General features: G+C 61.4%; 12 protein-coding genes and 2 pseudogenes. 8 read left to right on the forward strand and 6 right to left on the reverse strand.

Going from position 1 to position 15,590, the window contains the following annotated elements; translation table 11 throughout:
• Window positions 1-211 precede the first annotated feature (211 nt).
• The 3 genes from NA647_RS04840 (at window position 212) to NA647_RS04850 (ending at window position 3,858) form a co-directional block, all read left to right on the forward strand.
• Entirely contained in the window at window positions 212-1,378 is a 1,167-nt protein-coding gene (locus NA647_RS04840; protein ID WP_256056651.1) for an iron-containing alcohol dehydrogenase, read from the forward strand.
• A 5-nt stretch (window positions 1,379-1,383) separates the two neighbouring features.
• Complete coding sequence (locus NA647_RS04845) at window positions 1,384-2,886, forward strand: CoA-acylating methylmalonate-semialdehyde dehydrogenase (RefSeq protein WP_256056653.1); 1,503 nt, start codon at window positions 1,384-1,386, stop codon at window positions 2,884-2,886.
• 207 nt (window positions 2,887-3,093) lie between these two features.
• Window positions 3,094-3,858 (forward strand): IclR family transcriptional regulator, encoded by a 765-nt coding sequence (locus NA647_RS04850; RefSeq protein ID WP_256056654.1) that lies wholly within the window; start codon window positions 3,094-3,096, stop codon window positions 3,856-3,858.
• A 261-nt stretch (window positions 3,859-4,119) separates the two neighbouring features.
• Here the strand turns inward: NA647_RS04850 and rep are convergent, their stop codons facing one another.
• From rep to NA647_RS04870, 4 genes and pseudogenes are all read right to left on the reverse strand, one after another.
• Window positions 4,120-6,129 (reverse strand): DNA helicase Rep, encoded by a 2,010-nt coding sequence (rep, locus tag NA647_RS04855; protein ID WP_256056655.1) that lies wholly within the window; start codon window positions 6,127-6,129, stop codon window positions 4,120-4,122.
• 114 nt (window positions 6,130-6,243) lie between these two features.
• A complete protein-coding gene (locus tag NA647_RS04860) occupies window positions 6,244-8,217 on the reverse strand; it encodes a BCCT family transporter (RefSeq protein WP_256056656.1) in 1,974 nt (657 codons plus the stop codon).
• Between the two features lie 202 nt (window positions 8,218-8,419).
• Window positions 8,420-9,925: pseudogene (locus NA647_RS04865) on the reverse strand (YifB family Mg chelatase-like AAA ATPase); the annotation flags it as partial.
• A gap of 27 nt (window positions 9,926-9,952) precedes the next feature.
• Window positions 9,953-10,216 (reverse strand): accessory factor UbiK family protein, encoded by a 264-nt coding sequence (locus NA647_RS04870; RefSeq protein WP_256056658.1) that lies wholly within the window; start codon window positions 10,214-10,216, stop codon window positions 9,953-9,955.
• A gap of 395 nt (window positions 10,217-10,611) precedes the next feature.
• Between NA647_RS04870 and glnK the strand changes: the two genes are divergently transcribed.
• The 5 genes and pseudogenes from glnK (at window position 10,612) to sutA (ending at window position 13,802) form a co-directional block, all read left to right on the forward strand.
• Window positions 10,612-10,950 (forward strand): P-II family nitrogen regulator, encoded by a 339-nt coding sequence (gene glnK / locus NA647_RS04875; RefSeq protein WP_003096476.1) that lies wholly within the window; start codon window positions 10,612-10,614, stop codon window positions 10,948-10,950.
• 162 nt (window positions 10,951-11,112) lie between these two features.
• Window positions 11,113-11,247 (forward strand): annotated as a pseudogene (locus NA647_RS04880) (ammonium transporter); the annotation flags it as partial.
• 197 nt (window positions 11,248-11,444) lie between these two features.
• Window positions 11,445-12,698, forward strand: coding sequence for an ammonium transporter (locus NA647_RS04885; protein ID WP_256056659.1), 1,254 nt, complete (start codon window positions 11,445-11,447; stop codon window positions 12,696-12,698).
• Between the two features lie 97 nt (window positions 12,699-12,795).
• A complete protein-coding gene (locus NA647_RS04890) occupies window positions 12,796-13,221 on the forward strand; it encodes a secondary thiamine-phosphate synthase enzyme YjbQ (RefSeq protein ID WP_256056660.1) in 426 nt (141 codons plus the stop codon).
• A 251-nt stretch (window positions 13,222-13,472) separates the two neighbouring features.
• Window positions 13,473-13,802: a transcriptional regulator SutA gene (sutA, locus tag NA647_RS04895; RefSeq protein WP_256056661.1), complete on the forward strand. Its 330-nt coding sequence runs from the start codon at window positions 13,473-13,475 to the stop codon at window positions 13,800-13,802.
• 101 nt (window positions 13,803-13,903) lie between these two features.
• On the opposite strand, the gene NA647_RS04900 is transcribed toward sutA, so the two are convergent.
• Both NA647_RS04900 and xerC read right to left on the reverse strand, forming a co-directional pair.
• On the reverse strand, window positions 13,904-14,599 hold the full coding sequence (locus NA647_RS04900) for an HAD family hydrolase (RefSeq protein ID WP_256056662.1): 696 nt from the start codon (window positions 14,597-14,599) through the stop codon (window positions 13,904-13,906).
• Window positions 14,596-15,495: a tyrosine recombinase XerC gene (gene xerC, locus NA647_RS04905; protein ID WP_256056663.1), complete on the reverse strand. Its 900-nt coding sequence runs from the start codon at window positions 15,493-15,495 to the stop codon at window positions 14,596-14,598. Before xerC ends, NA647_RS04900 begins: the two co-directional genes overlap by 4 nt.
• Window positions 15,496-15,590 lie beyond the last annotated feature (95 nt).

Consider the following 15,590-nt stretch of genomic DNA (forward strand, 5'->3'; position numbering starts at 1 on the left):
AGCTGCGAATTTTGATAATGAGAAAAAACGTCTCGTTTTAGCTTGACGCTGACCGCTGTTGTTTCTAGTCTCAAACACGAATTGAAAGGTCATCCAGAATAACAACCGAGGCCCCGAGGTCTCCCTTAGCAGCTTTGCCTCGTGCAGGCGCTCCGTCTGGCCAAGCAGCCGTCGTTTCAGAGCGCTCCGCGAATGCCCACTGGAGAACACCATGAGCCATCGCATCGTCCTGCCGCGCCTGATGGAAGTTGGCGCCGGCGCCAGCCAGCAGATCGTTTCCGTTTTGCACAACCTGGGCTGCAAGCGCCCACTGATCGTCACCGACCGGATGATGGTCGAGCTGGGCTATGTTGCTCGAATCAGCGAGACGCTGGCCAAGGCCGACATCCCCAGCGACTGCTTCGCCGATACCTTGCCGGAGCCGACTGCGGCATCCATTCATGCCGGCGTCGAGATGGTGCGCCAGGGTAGTTACGACTCGATCATTGCCCTAGGCGGCGGTAGCCCGATCGATTCAGCCAAGGCCATCGGCATCCTTGGCAAGTTCGGCGGTGAAATGCGCGATTACCGTTTCCCGCGCGATGTCAGCGAGGCCGGTTTGCCGCTGATCGCCATTCCCACCACTGCTGGCACTGGCTCGGAAGCGACGCGCTTCACGATCATCACGGACGAGACCAGTGACGAGAAGATGCTCTGTGCCGGCCTCGGCTTCATGCCAGTTGCTGCACTGATCGACTACGAGCTGACCCTGTCGCTGCCGCCGCGGGTGACCGCCGATACCGGGATCGATGCGTTGACCCACGCCATCGAAGCCTACGTCAGCCGCAAAGCGAGCCTCTACAGCGATGCCCAGGCGCTGCAGGCCATGTGCCTATTGGCGCCGAACCTTCGCGCGGCCTATCACCAACCCGGCAATCGCGAGGCCCGTGAGGCGATGATGCTCGGGGCGACACTTGCCGGTATCGCCTTTTCCAATGCCTCGGTGGCGCTGGTGCATGGCATGAGCCGGCCCATCGGTGCGTTCTTCCACGTACCGCACGGGTTGTCCAACGCCATGCTGTTGCCGGCGATCACTGCGTTTTCGATTCCCGCGGCGCCAGAGCGCTATGCCCAGTGCGCGCGTGCCATGGGCGTCGCAGGTGAAGGCGACAACGTCGAGGTGGCGAACGGCAAGCTGCTGAGCGAGCTCCGTGCCATCAACCAAGAGCTTCAGGTGCCGAGCCCTGAGCAGTTCGGCATTACCCGCGAACGCTTCTTCGAACTACGCGAAACCATGGCGAAGCAGGCGCTGGCCTCCGGCTCGCCGGGCAACAACCCGCGCGTGCCCACGGAAGCGGAAATCATCGACCTCTACGAAACCGTCTGGAACCAGGAGTGATCCCCATGCAGACCCTCGGCAACCTGATCAACAACGAGGCGGTCGCTGGCCGCTCCGAACGCCACGCGACCGTGTACAACCCGGCCACCGGCGAGCCGCGATTTTACGTGTCGCTGTCATCAGCGGAGGAAACCCGCGAGGCCATCGCCGCGGCCCAAACCGCCTTCGAAGGCTGGGCGAAAACGCCGCCGCTGGTGCGTGCCCGCGTCATGTTCCGCTTCAAGGCGCTGCTCGAAGCCCGGCGCGATGACGTGGCGCGGCTGATCTCTCTGGAGCACGGCAAAGTGTTTTCCGATGCGCAGGGTGAAGTCACGCGCGGTCTGGAAGTGGTGGAGTTCGCTTGTGGGATTCCGCACCTGCTCAAAGGCGAGTTCTCACCCAACGTCGGGCGCGACATCGATTCAAACTCTCTGATGCAGCCGCTGGGCGTCTGTGTCGGCATCACACCGTTTAACTTCCCGGCCATGGTGCCGCTGTGGATGCTGCCGGTGGCCATCGCCTGCGGCAATACTTTCGTCCTTAAGCCGTCGGAGAAGGACCCGAGCGCGACCCTGCTGCTCGGTGAATTGCTGGCCGAAGCCGGTCTGCCGGCCGGCGTACTGAATATCGTCAACGGCGACAAGGAAGCGGTGGATGTGCTGCTGACCGACGAGCGCGTGCAGTCGGTCAGCTTCGTCGGTTCAACGCCTATCGCCGAGTACATCTACACGACCGCGTCGGCGCACGGCAAACGTTGCCAAGCGTTGGGCGGCGCGAAGAACCACATGGTGATCATGCCGGACGCCGATCCGCAGCAGGTTGTCAGCTCGCTGATGGGGGCTGCCTATGGTTCGGCTGGTGAGCGCTGCATGGCGATCTCGGTGGCGGTCTGCGTAGGTGATGATGTTGCGGACAATCTGGTGGAAATGCTCAAAGGTGAGATCAGCCAGATGCGCACCGGCCCGGGAACGGGTGTCGAGCCTGAGCCGCACATGGGCCCGCTGGTAACTCGAGAGCATCAGCAGAAAGTGGTGAGCTATATCGATCTGGGCGTGGAAGAGGGCGCCACGCTGGTGTGCGATGGTCGCGGCATCGAAGTGGATGGTTTCGAAAATGGCTTTTATGTTGGCCCGACGCTGTTCGATCGTGTGACGGCTGAGATGCGCATCTACAAGGAGGAAATCTTCGGTCCGGTACTGGCGGTGGTGCGCGTCAGTTCCTTCGACGAAGCGCTGAAGCTGGTCAACGATCACGAGTTTGGCAACGGCACCTCGATCTTCACCCGTGATGGCGACACGGCGCGGCAGTTTGAAGAGAACGTCAAGGTTGGCATGGTCGGCGTCAACGTGCCGATCCCCGTGCCGATGGCCTTCCATTGCTTCGGTGGCTGGAAGCGTTCGGTCTTCGGCCCGCTGAACATGCACGGTCCGGATGGTGTGCGCTTCTTCACCCGGATGAAGACGGTGACTCGGCGCTGGCCGACCGGTATTCGTGCCGGCACGGATTTTTCGATGCCGACGATGAAGTAGATACTCTCAGGGGGCTGCGCTCGTCTTGGTGGGCTGAAGCCCACCCTACGGATGAGCATGCACGGGCCGGGCGCCACGTGATCCGTGCCGGTGCGTGAAGAAGGCACTCGTAGGGTGGGCTTCGGCCCACCCGCGTGTTCAGCCCGCACTCGTCTATACACTCATCCCGCGCTACGCGATTCATTCTTTCCAACAATAGGCCAGGCGATGCGCAGTACCCCTCGCGAAAAAGGTTCTTCCATCACTCGCGTGCTGGAAATTATCGAAGCCGTAGCCGGCGCGGCGGAGCCGCTGTCGCCCAGTGCCCTGGCGGAAAAGCTGGATATTCCCAAGGCCAGCGCTCACCGACTGGTGCAGACGCTGGAAAAAGAGGGCTTCTTGCAGTTTGGTTTGCGTGGCGGCCTGCTGCCTGGCGATCGGTTGCACTCCACCGCAGTAAACATTCTCGGCAGTGGGCGGCACAAAGCGCTGCGCCAGGCGATCCTGCGGCAACTGTCGGATGAGATTGGCGAAACTTGCGGTCTGTCCGTGCCGGATGGCCTGGATATGCTCTATTTCGATCGGGTTCAGACCAACTGGCCTTTACAGATCTATCTGCCCATCGGTAGCCACACGCCGCTCTGGTGCACCGCCAGTGGCAAGCTTTACCTCGCCTCACTGCCGGACGACCAGCTAGAACGCATCCTGCCACGCCTGCCGATTCGGCAGATGGCGCGCAACACGCTGACTGATCTGAGTGCATTGCGCGACGACCTGGTGCGTATTCGCGAAGAAGATCTGGCCACCGATTCGGAAGAGTTCATCGACGGCATGGTTGCCTGCGCCGTACCGGTGCGCGATGCCCGCGGCGAGTTGAGTGCCTGTCTGTTCACCCATGCTCCCGTTATTCGCTGTGGGATGGAGCCGCTGCTGGCATTCGTGCCCCGGCTGCGCGCGGCAGCGAAGGAGCTGGAGGCGATTGTCAGCGGCTGAGCCGCGGCGCGGCGCTATGCGTAGCGCGGGCTTCCAGTCGTAGGGTGGGCTTCAGCCCACCAATGGGGAAGTTACTAGGTGGGCTGAAGCGATTCTACGAGTCCGCAGCCCCTCACCCCAGCCCTCTCCCCGCAGGGAGAGGGGGCGGCTTGTGCGTTTGTGAAATTCGTAGTGCTTATTCAGGCGCGGCAGTCAGGGTTGATTCGCTTCCAGTTTCCAGTTTCCAGTTTCCAGTTTCCAGTTTCCAGCTTGCCGCTTCTCTTACCGCTTCAACATCGCCCGCATCGCCGCCAGCGCATCGTTGCCGCGCGCGGCTTTCACTTCGGCAGGTGCTTCGTCCTGGCCTTCCCATTCCAGGTCTTCCTGCGGCAGCTCGTCGAGAAAACGGCTGGGCATGCATTCGATGATCTCACCGTACTGCTTGCGCTTGGCGGCAAAGGTCATCGCTAGATTCTGCCGTGCTCGGGTAATGCCGACGTAGGCCAGGCGGCGCTCCTCTTCGATGGTGTCGGCTTCGATGCTAGAGCGGTGCGGGAGGATTTCTTCCTCCATGCCGAGGATGAACACGTAGGGAAATTCCAGGCCTTTCGAGGCGTGAAGGGTCATCATCTGCACGCCCTCTGCGCCTTCTTCCTCTTCCTGCTGACGTTCGAGCATGTCGCGCAGCACCAGTTTGGCAATGGCCTCCTCGATGGTCATCTCGCCTTCTTCGTCTTTCTCCAGCGTGTTCTTCAACGCATCGATGAGGAACCAGACGTTGCCCATGCGGAAGTCCGCAGCCTTGTCGCTGGAGGTCTGCTGGCGCACCCAGGTCTCGTAGTCGATGTCCATGACCATGCTGCGCAGCGCGGCGATGGGGTCGTTCTGCGCGCATTGCTGGCGCAGGTTGTCCATGTAGCGTTTGAAGCGCGACAGGCGATCGGTGAAGCGGCTGTCCAAATGCTCACCCAGGGCCATTTCGTCGCAGGCGGTGTACATGGAGATCTTGCGCGCGGTGGCGTAGTTGCCGAGCTTTTCCAGGGTCGTCGAGCCGATTTCCCTGCGCGGCACGTTAATCACGCGCAGGAAGGCGTTGTCGTCGTCCGGGTTGACCAACAGGCGGAAATAACTCATCAGGTCCTTCACTTCCTGCCGGGCGAAAAAGCTGGTGCCGCCGGACAGGCGATAGGGAATCTGATGGTGCTGCAGTTTCAGCTCGATCAGCTTGGCCTGGTAGTTGCCACGGTAGAGGATCGCGAAATCGCTGTAAGGCCGATCGGTTTTGAGATGCAGCGTGAGGATTTCCATCGCCACGCGCTCGGCCTCGGCTTCTTCGTTGCGGCAGCGGATCACGCGGATCGCATCGCCGTGGCCCATTTCCGACCACAGCTGCTTTTCAAAGGCATGCGGGTTGTTGGCGATCAGGACGTTCGCGCATTTCAGGATGCGGCTGGTGGAACGGTAGTTCTGCTCGAGCATCACCACCTTCAGCGAGGGAAAATCATCTTTGAGCTGCATCAGGTTTTCCGGCCGCGCGCCGCGCCAGGCGTAGATTGACTGATCGTCGTCACCCACTACGGTGAAATGCGCGCGCTCCTGCACCAACAGTTTCACCAGCAAGTACTGGCTAGCGTCGGTGTCCTGATACTCATCCACCAGCATGTAGCGAACCTTGTTGCGCCACTTCTCCAGCACCTCGGGGTGGTTCTGGAACAGCTTGACCGGCTGCATGATGAGGTCATCGAAATCCACCGCGTTGTACGCCTTCAGCGTGCGCTGGTAGTGGGTGTAGACGATGGCAGCGGTCTGCTCCTTTGGGTTGCGCGCGTTTTCCAGCGCTTCCTCTGGCGTGATCAGGTCATTCTTCCAATTGCCGATGTAACCCTTGATCTCGTCCACGCCGTCGTCGCCAGCGTATTCCTTCTGCATGATGTCGGTCAGCAGCGCCTTGATGTCACCCTCATCAAAGATTGAAAAGCCGGGCTTGTAACCCAACTTGGCGTATTCCTTGCGAATGATGTTCAGACCAAGGTTGTGGAAGGTCGAGACTGTCAGGCCTCGGCCTTCTCCGCCGCGCAGCAGGCTGCTGACGCGTTCCTTCATCTCGCGGGCGGCCTTATTGGTGAAGGTCACGGCGACGATGTACTGAGCGCGAATGCCGCATTGCTGAATCAGGTAGGCGATCTTGCGGGTGATCACGCTGGTCTTGCCGGAGCCGGCGCCGGCGAGCACCAGCATGGGGCCGCCGACGTAGTTCACGGCTTCCTGCTGCCGGGGATTGAGTCGGGACATCGTTGTTTGGGGTGTCTGAGGGCGGGGCGGGGAGTTTAACAGGCTTGAAAGCTTGAAGCCGGAAGCCAAAGCTGGCACGTCTCCCAGCTTAAAGCTCCCAGCTTCCAGCTGCTGTTATCGGACCATATGCAAGAAGTGCATGTGTTTCTCGTACTGATCGAGGATGTCGCCGATCACGCCTTCGCGGCTCCAGCCCATCACGTCGTAGTCTTGGCCACCTTCCTTGAGGTGAACTTCGGCGCGGAAATACTTACGTTCGCCGGGCTCGTCGTCTTCGTTGCTGGGCACGAAGCTCGGCATCGCATAGGCGCGGGGGCGTATTTCGTAGATAAAGTCAGGCTCGCCTTCGTGGGTGATTTCGATGCGGACGCGGCGGTCTTCGCCTTCTTCGACGGTTGCGCCGTAGCCTTGTTTGCGAATCTCCTCGGCGACTGCATCACAGGCGGGACGAGCTACGCCGGAGATGAAGCGCACCACGTCGGGGCGTCGTGGGAACTTCGTCAGATTGCTTAGGCGTCGCTGCCAGTCGCTGTAGGCACGCGGTGTGGTCGGTGAGGTGGTGATCGCCTGGTAGCGCAACCCCTGCTTGGTGGCATCCAGGCGCAAGGCCTTGAGCAGGCCCCACATCGAGCACAGCAGCGCGAGAGTAAAGGGCAGGGCGCTGGCGATGGTGGCGGTCTGCAGCGCTGTCAGGCCATCGGCCAGCAGCAGGGCTATGGCCACCGCACCCATGGAGCCGGCCCAGAAGACGCGCTGCCAGGCGGGCGTGCCTTCCTGGCCACCGGACGCGAGCATGTCCACGACCAGCGCGCCGGAGTCAGCCGAGGTGACGAAAAACACCACCACCATGATGATCGCCACCAGTGAAAGCACGGAGGCGAATGGGAAGTGCTCCAGGAAGGCGAACAAGGCCAGCGAGCTGTCTCGGTCGATGGCTTCGCCCAGGCTGGTTACATGCTCCCAGAGAATCATGTGAATGGCGGTATCGCCGAAAACGGTCATCCACAGAAGGGTGAAAGCGGTCGGCACCAGCAGCACGCCGGTGACGAATTCGCGAATCGTGCGGCCACGGGAAATGCGCGCGATGAACAAACCGACGAAAGGCGACCAGGCCAGCCACCAGCCCCAGTAGAACAGAGTCCAGCCACCGATCCAGTCGTTCGGCTCGTAGGCGTAGAGATTGAAGGTGGCGGTGACGATCTGCGAGAAGTAATTGCCGGTGTTCTGCACAAAGGTCTGCAGGATGAACACCGTCGGGCCTGCTATCAGAACCATCAGCATCAACAGTGCGGCGAGGCTGAGGTTCAGTTCCGAAAGCCGCCGCACACCCTTGTCCAGGCCGGTGATGACGGAAATGGTGGCCAACAGTGTCGTAGCGGCGATCAGGCCGATCTGCACCGGTACTGAAATGGGCAGGCCATACAGATGGTTGAGACCGGTATTGATCTGAGTGACGCCCAGCCCCAACGAGGTGGCGACGCCCAGCACGGTGCCGATAATGGCGAAGATATCCACGGCGTGACCGATGGGGCCGTAGATGCGCTCGCCAATGAGCGGGTAAAGCGCCGAGCGCAGGGTCAGCGGCAGGCCATGGCGGTAGGCGAAGTAGGCCAGGATCATCGCCACGATGGCGTAGATCGCCCAGGCATGCAGACCCCAATGGAAGAAGGTGATCTTCATCGCCTCGCGCGCGGCGGTAACCGTGCCGCCTTCACCGACGGGCGGCGAGAGGAAATGCATCACCGGCTCGGCGACGCCAAAGAACATCAGGCCGATGCCCATGCCGGCGGAAAACAGCATGGCGAACCAGGTCAGCATTGAGTAATCAGGTTCACTATGATCTGGGCCGAGCTTGATATCGCCGTAGCGACTGAGCGCGAGCACCGCCACCATCAGCAGGATGATGGCGACGGCGAGGATATAAAGCCAACTGAGATTGGCGATGATCCAGGCCTGGACATCACCGAACAACGTTTGCGCATGGTCGGAGAAAGCGACGCTGTAGATCACCAGCGCGAGAATCAATACGGCAGAGCCGTAAAACACGGGGGGATTGATGGTGGAAGAGGAAGACTTTTGGGCCTCCATGCTGCGCTCCTTGGTACCGAAAGGGAGTGGGCCGCCTGTGGCGAAAGAGGGTGCACTCTAACATAGCGGCCGACATCGACCGGACAACGGGCCGTAACCACGACCGCCTACAGAGTGTGACCGCGCCGTTCGGCGTATTGCGGCACGCATCTGCCAAATCGTGAGCAGGACCCGCACGGTGGTCCAAAGACCGCATCGTATCTCAGGACGCCTGGCTACCCGGTCGATACTGCAGCGCTTCGGCTAGATGCCGCCGGCCGATCAACGCCTCCTGTTGCAGGTCCGCCAAAGTCCGCGCGACCTTCAGAATCCGGTGCGCCGCACGCAGTGAAAGCCCCAAACGTTCACAGGCGCGCTCCAGCCACTGCTGGTCGTCGGCCTGCAGTTGGCAATGAGTGCGCAGTCCGGTGAGATCGAGAAAGGCGTTCGCGCAGCCTTGGCGGCGCAATTGAATGCGTCGTGCCTGAGCAACCTGTTCGGCGACCACGGCGGTATTGTCGCTGGTTGCGGGTGGCGCGTTCAGCGCGGTGGCTTCGCGTGCCACGGTGAGGTGCAGGTCGATACGATCAAGCAGTGGCCCGGAAAGCTTGCCTCGGTAGCGCTGGATCTGATCTGGCGAACAGCGACAGCGGCCACTCGGGTCGCCCAGGTAGCCGCAGGGGCAGGGGTTCATCGCCGCGACCAGCTGAAAACGGGCCGGGAAACGCACCTTGTCCCGCGCCCGTGCGATCACGATACAGCCTGATTCCAGGGGCTCTCTGAGTACCTCCAGTACCTTGCGATCGAACTCCGGCAGCTCGTCGAGGAATAGCACGCCCTGGTGCGCCAGCGTAATCTCGCCGGGCCTCGGCCGGCTGCCTCCACCGACCAGTGCCGGCCCCGATGCACTGTGATGGGGCTGGCGAAATGGTCGTTGCGGCCAATGCTCCAGCGGCGACTGGCTGGCGACCGAATGAATCGCCGCGACTTCCAGCGCTTCCTGCTCTTCCAGCGGTGGGAGCAAACCGGGTAGACGGCTGGCCAGCAGCGTCTTGCCGGTGCCCGGAGGGCCTGAAAAAAGCAGATTGTGCGCGCCGGCCGCCGCGACCAACAATCCGCGTTTGGCGGCGGCCTGGCCCTGCACATCGGCCAGATCGGGGTAAGGCAGCACCTGACGCAGCAGGCCCTGGGCCTCGAAGGGAGCGATAGGCGTGACGCCGTTGAAGTGCGCCGCGACTTCCAGCAAGTGATCGGCGGCGTAAACCACCAGCCCTGAAGCCAGACTAGCTTCCTCGGCATTGGCTCGAGGTACCAGCAGCGCGCGCCCGGCCTGACGTGCCGCCAAGGCCGCAGGCAACACACCCTGCACCGGTCGTAGCGCGCCGGATAGCGCCAGCTCGCCCAGACATTCCAGGGTATCGAGGCGGTCTGCGGGAATCTGCCCGCTGGCGGCGAGAATGCCCAGGGCGATGGCCAGATCGAAGCGGCCACCGTCTTTCGGGAGATCGGCGGGGGCGAGATTGAGGGTGATGCGGCGGGCTGGGAAATCGAAGTCGGAGGTCAGGATCGCGCTGCGCACGCGATCCTTGCTTTCCTTGACGGCGGTTTCCGGCAAGCCGACCAATGCCAGCGAAGGCAGGCCGTTGGCCAGATGGGCTTCGACCGTGACGGCGGGCGCCTCAACGCCCACCTGGGCGCGGCTATGAACTATGGCGAGGGACATTCGATCACTCCTTTGATCGTGTCGCCACCGAGCTTATTCGGCGGCGGGTGGCTGCAGTCTTTCTTCCAGCTCGGTGACCTTGGCCTCAAGCGCCTCCAGCCGTGCTCGGGTGCGCGCGAGCACTACCATCTGGTTATCGAATTCGTCGCGGCTGACAACGTCCAGTTTGCTCAGCGCGCCCTGCACGATGCTTTTGAACTGGGCTTCGATTTCGGGACGGGGTAGCGGCGTCTCGCCGTTGAACAGGCGTGAAGCCTGAGAGCCGATGGCGTCGAGAAAAGCTTTGGGTGGGAGCATGGACATCACCTGTTTCTGAGCGGCGGGCAGTGTAGCACGGCCTGTTTGAGGCCGATTTTCGTCTCAGTGCACGTTTATGGGCAGACGGTCACATCGCTTTGCCCGGTATTGGTGCGCGGGTTTCGTGGGTTTTGCCAGCGATGCGACCCGCGCGGCTGCGGTGGGGCGCGCTATCACACAGTTCTCACGGACCTGGCATCGATTCTGCTTGGCTCGTCATGAAGACGCACCGGTGCGTTGCGGTGCGCAGACGATTCAGGACGTTTCGTCGGATCGGCTGATGGTGTTGGAGGTCGCTCGGCTATGTCGACGCGTTACAAGAGCCAGACACAGAGCTTAGACTTGTCCTGGGTTCGTACTTCTGAGGCAAGTCCACCTAAACGGGAGAAGTTTTCATGAAATTAGTTACTGCCATCATCAAGCCGTTCAAGCTGGACGACGTACGCGAGTCGCTGTCCGAAATCGGCGTCCAGGGCATCACGGTCACTGAGGTCAAAGGTTTCGGGCGCCAGAAAGGCCACACCGAACTGTATCGCGGCGCTGAATACGTGGTCGATTTTCTGCCGAAGGTGAAAATCGACGTGGCGATTGCCGACGACCAGCTGGACCGTGTGATTGAGGCCATCACCAAGGCCGCCAACACCGGCAAGATCGGCGACGGCAAGATTTTCGTCGTCAATCTGGAACAGGCCATCCGCATCCGCACAGGCGAAACCGACACCGACGCGATCTGATCGGCGTCGTCGCGTAGTGAACGATTGACCGGTCAGCGCCCGGGCTCAGGCGAAATCAGGCAAGCCAGCCGAGTCTGATTTCACACGCTACGCAACGATCCGACGCTTTGCGATTGCCTGCTTCGGCAGGCCTACGAACCCCCACGCCCCAGGAGTAAAACCATGACTCTGCGAAGATTCGCAGGGCTAGGAGCCCTTTTGTCTCTGATAAGCCCCGGCATCGCCTTGGCACAGAACGCGACGCTCGATTCAGGCGGCACAGCCTGGTTGCTTACAGCCACTGCGCTGGTCCTGTTCACGGGCTACCTCTCCAGCCAGAAATCGGGAAGCGTAGGGCCCGTTCCTGGTTCGCACTGCGAGCGCAGCTACTCCTTGTAATTCCATCCAAAAACGAACCCCGGAGCCAACCCCTGGGGTTTGGGGCCGGCTTGCCGAAAGAAAGCTGGCGACCGGCAACCGAACGGCGCGACCTGCGCGACAGCAAGAGGTGACACATGGACAGCACAGCTCTGATACCCGTCCAGTACGGACTCGATACTTTTTACTTCGTCATCTGCGGCGCGCTGGTGATGTGGATGGCGGCCGGTTTCGCCATGCTCGAATCCGGTCTGGTGCGGGCCAAGAACACGGCGGAAATCCTTACCAAGAACATCGTGTTGTATTCGGTGGCATCGATCATGTATCTGCTGATCGGCTACTACATCATGTATTCGAGCCCCGAAGGCGGCATCCTGCCAAGCCTGGGTTTCCTGATCGGTGATGAAAATGCCGTGGACGTGGTCGCGGCGGGTGGTGAGGATGCCCCTTACTACTCGGCGAGGGCCGACTTCTTCTTCCAGATCGTGTTCGCCGCAACCTGTATGTCGGTGGTGTCCGGCGCGGTGGCCGAGCGCATGAAACTCTGGGCCTTCATCGCCTTCGCCGTGGTGATGACCGGATTCATTTACCCGATCCAGGGCTTCTGGAAGTGGGGCGGCGGTTTCCTCGACGCGGCGGGCTTCCTTGATTTTGCCGGCTCGGGACTGGTGCATATGGCGGGTGCTTCGGCCGCGCTGGCTGGCGTGCTGCTGCTGGGCCCGCGAAAGGGCAAGTACGGCCCGAACGGACAGATCAATGCGATTCCCGGCGCCAACCTGCCGCTGGCGACCCTGGGTACCTTCATTCTTTGGATGGGCTGGTTCGGCTTCAACGGTGGCTCGCAGCTGCGCATGAGCACCATTGAGGACGCCAACGCAGTCGCTCAGGTGTTCACCAATACCAACATGGCCGCAGCTGGCGGTCTGGTCGCGGCCCTGATCACCGCACGGCTGCTGTTCGGCAAATCCGATCTGACCATGATTCTCAACGGTGCACTGGCCGGTCTGGTGGCGATCACCGCCGAGCCGTTGACTCCGAGCGCCCTGCAATCCGTGCTTATCGGCGGTGTCGGCGGTGTGTTGGTGGTGTTCAGTATTCTCGGTCTGGACAAGCTCAAGCTGGATGACCCGGTCGGTGCTATTTCGGTGCACGGTGTAGTTGGTATGTGGGGGCTGCTGGCGGTGCCGCTGACCAATGCCGATGCGTCCTTCGGCGCGCAGCTGCTGGGGCTGGTTTCGATCTTCGCCTGGGTCTTCATTGCCAGCCTGATCGTTTGGGGCGTCATCAAGGCCGTCATGGGCCTGCGGGTGAGCGAGGAGGAAGAGTATGAGGGCGTCGATGTAGCTGAGTGCGGCCTCGAAGCCTATCCGGAGTTCACCAGCAAGCGGTAACCGTCAACGTCACGATGAAGGGCGCCTGCGGGCGCCCTTTGTTTTTTCTGCCGCCGCGCTAGAATGCGCCCGTTCAGATGCCGAGGGGCGTTTCAGCATGTGGCAACAGACCGTGATCATACTGCGCCCTAGACCGCGTGGCTTCCATCTGATTACCGATGAGCTGCTTGCACAACTACCGGAACTGCAACAATGCCGGGTCGGTCTGTTACACCTGTGGCTGCGCCATACATCGGCCTCGCTGACCATCAACGAGAACGCCGATGGCGCGGTGCGGCGCGACTTTGAGACGTTTTTCAACCGCCTGGTGCCACAAGGCCAGAGTGGTTATGAACATGATTACGAAGGGCCGGACGATCTGCCGGCGCATTTCAAGGCGAGTCTGCTCGGTTGCCAAGTGAGCTTGCCGGTGGGCGAGGGGCGGCTGGTATTAGGGACTTGGCAAGGTATCTATCTGGGTGAGCACCGCGATCGAGGGGGTGCCAGACAGGTCGTCGCAACGCTGCACGGGATGGCAAGTTGAATTTTTTTTGGCGATGGCGAACAAAGCACATCGCTGGTGTAGGGTCTGTTCCCGTTTCGTCGCGGCCGCGACGGCCCGTCCCTACGGGTTGCGCGGCAAATCTCGCCATGCGGCGTTGCGGGACTTGGCAAGGGAGCGACCATTACCTGCGTCCCGCGCCTTGCCTGGCGAGATTTGGCGCAGCAACGCGGCTCGCAGCGAAACGGGAACAGACCCTTAAACTTCCGCTTTGGCAAGGTACGAGGTTGAACATGAGCGACGAAGAATTAGAACAAGACGATCTGGACGTTAACGACGAGGAGGAAGGCGAGGAGTTAGCCGCCGCTGATGATGGCGACGACGCTGACGACGAGGGGACTGACAGTGAGCGCGCCACCCCGACGACCAAGAAGGCCAAGGCCAAGACGGTGGTCGTCGAGGAAATGCCAAGCCTGGAAGCCAAGCAGCGCGAACGTGACGAGCTGGCACGTGCGATGGAAGAGTTTCTCGCCCGTGGCGGGCGCGTGCAGGAAGTCGAACCGAACGTAGTCGCCGATCCGCCGAAAAAGCCTGACAGCAAGTACGGCAGCCGGCCTATCTAAGCCGGAAAGCGCCTTTATCCGCCCTGTTCGTTCCGGCTGATCATAGCGAAGCCCAACACCGACCGTGTTGGGCTTTGTCGTATTTGCGATTCGTTGAAACCCTATTGCCAACCGGCCAGCAACGTCGGGAGCTCTGCGAGACTGCGGATCACCGCGTCTGGCTGGCCGTCATGCTGCCACGGCGTTCCGGCAGGATTGAACCAGATGGCGCGAACGCCGGCCCGCTGCGCGCCACCGATGTCGTCATCAGGATGATCACCGATATGCACCGCGTGCTCGGCGCTCACCCCCGCGCGGCCGAGCGCTTCCTGGAAAGGCCGCGGGTCCGGCTTGCCGATGCCCAGTTCTTCGGCACAAAGGGTGAACTGGAAATAATCGGCGAGGCCCAGGCGACGGACATCGGCGTTGCCATTGGTCAGCACGCCGAGTGTGTATTGGTTGGCCAGGCACTCCAGCGTCGGGTGCACATCGGGAAAGAGATCAATGGCATGGCGGGCTTCGAGAAAAACCTCGAATGCCTGGTCGGCAATGTCTTGCGCTTCACCACTCGGATAGCCGGCGTCATGCAGCGCATGGAAGAGGATGCGCCGGCGCAGTTCGCTGATGCGGTGCTTCAGGCCTGGCTCGGACTCGACCAGCATGCGACGGAGCGCGGCCAGCGACTCGACAGGAAAGTCCCCCAGGCGCGGCGCGTATTGGCCGAGCCAATCTCGCAAGCGAATTTCGGCGCTCTGAATGACCGGGCCTACATCCCACAGCGTGTCATCGAGGTCGAAGGTGATCAGCTGAATGCTCATGGGTCACTGTCCTGCTTACGTTTGGCACGCGGGTGCGCCTGGTCATAGACCTTGGCCAAATGCTGAAAATCCAAGTGGGTATAGATCTGCGTGGTGCCGATGTCGGCATGGCCGAGCAATTCCTGTACGGAGCGCAGGTCTTGCGACGATTCGAGCATATGGCTGGCAAAACTGTGCCTGAGCATGTGCGGGTGCAGGTGCTGGCCGAGCTCGCGCACACCGGCCTGGCGCACCCGCAATTGCACCGCACGCGCACCGAGGCGGCGGCCCTGCTGGCTGACGAATACCGCACCATCGGGCGGATTGCTCAGCGCCCGCAGCGGCAGCCAGGCTTGCAGCGCTTCGCGCGCCTTGCGTCCGATAGGGAGCACGCGATCTTTGTTGCCTTTGCCATGGACGTGGACCAGTCCTGCGGGGACGTCGAGCTGATCGATATCCAGGCCAACCAGTTCGGCCAGGCGCAGACCGGATGAATAGAACAACTCAAGCATGGCCTGATCGCGATGGCCGATGAAATCGTCCTCGATGCCACCATCGAGTAGCTGCATCGCCCGGTCGGTGTCGAGTAGTCGTGGCAAGCGTTTCTCGCCCTTGGGCGCGGAGATGCCGGCGGCCGGGTCGTGGGCGCAGCGTCCTTCTTGATTGAGGTAGCGATACAGGCCGCGCAGTGATGAGAGCAGGCGTGCCAGGCTGCGGCTGGATTGACCCTGGCGATGCTGTTCGGCAATCAATTGGCGAACGTGGGCGCTTTTCAGCTCGGACCACTGCCCAAACTGCTGTTTCTGGCAGTAGTCCATCACTTTGATCAGGTCGCGCCGGTAAGCATCCAGCGTATGCGGCGACACGTGCCGCTCGCTGCGCAGATGTTGGAAATAAGCGTCGAGATCGGTTTGCATCAGAGCTCACTTCGATATGAGGCAGCCATAAGCTTGAAGCTGAAAGCTAGACGCGAATCGCTCGTGGGCCGCGCATTGGCTTCCAGCTTGCACCT

The organism is Stutzerimonas stutzeri, assembly GCF_024448985.1.
Lineage (GTDB): Bacteria > Pseudomonadota > Gammaproteobacteria > Pseudomonadales > Pseudomonadaceae > Stutzerimonas > Stutzerimonas stutzeri_AP.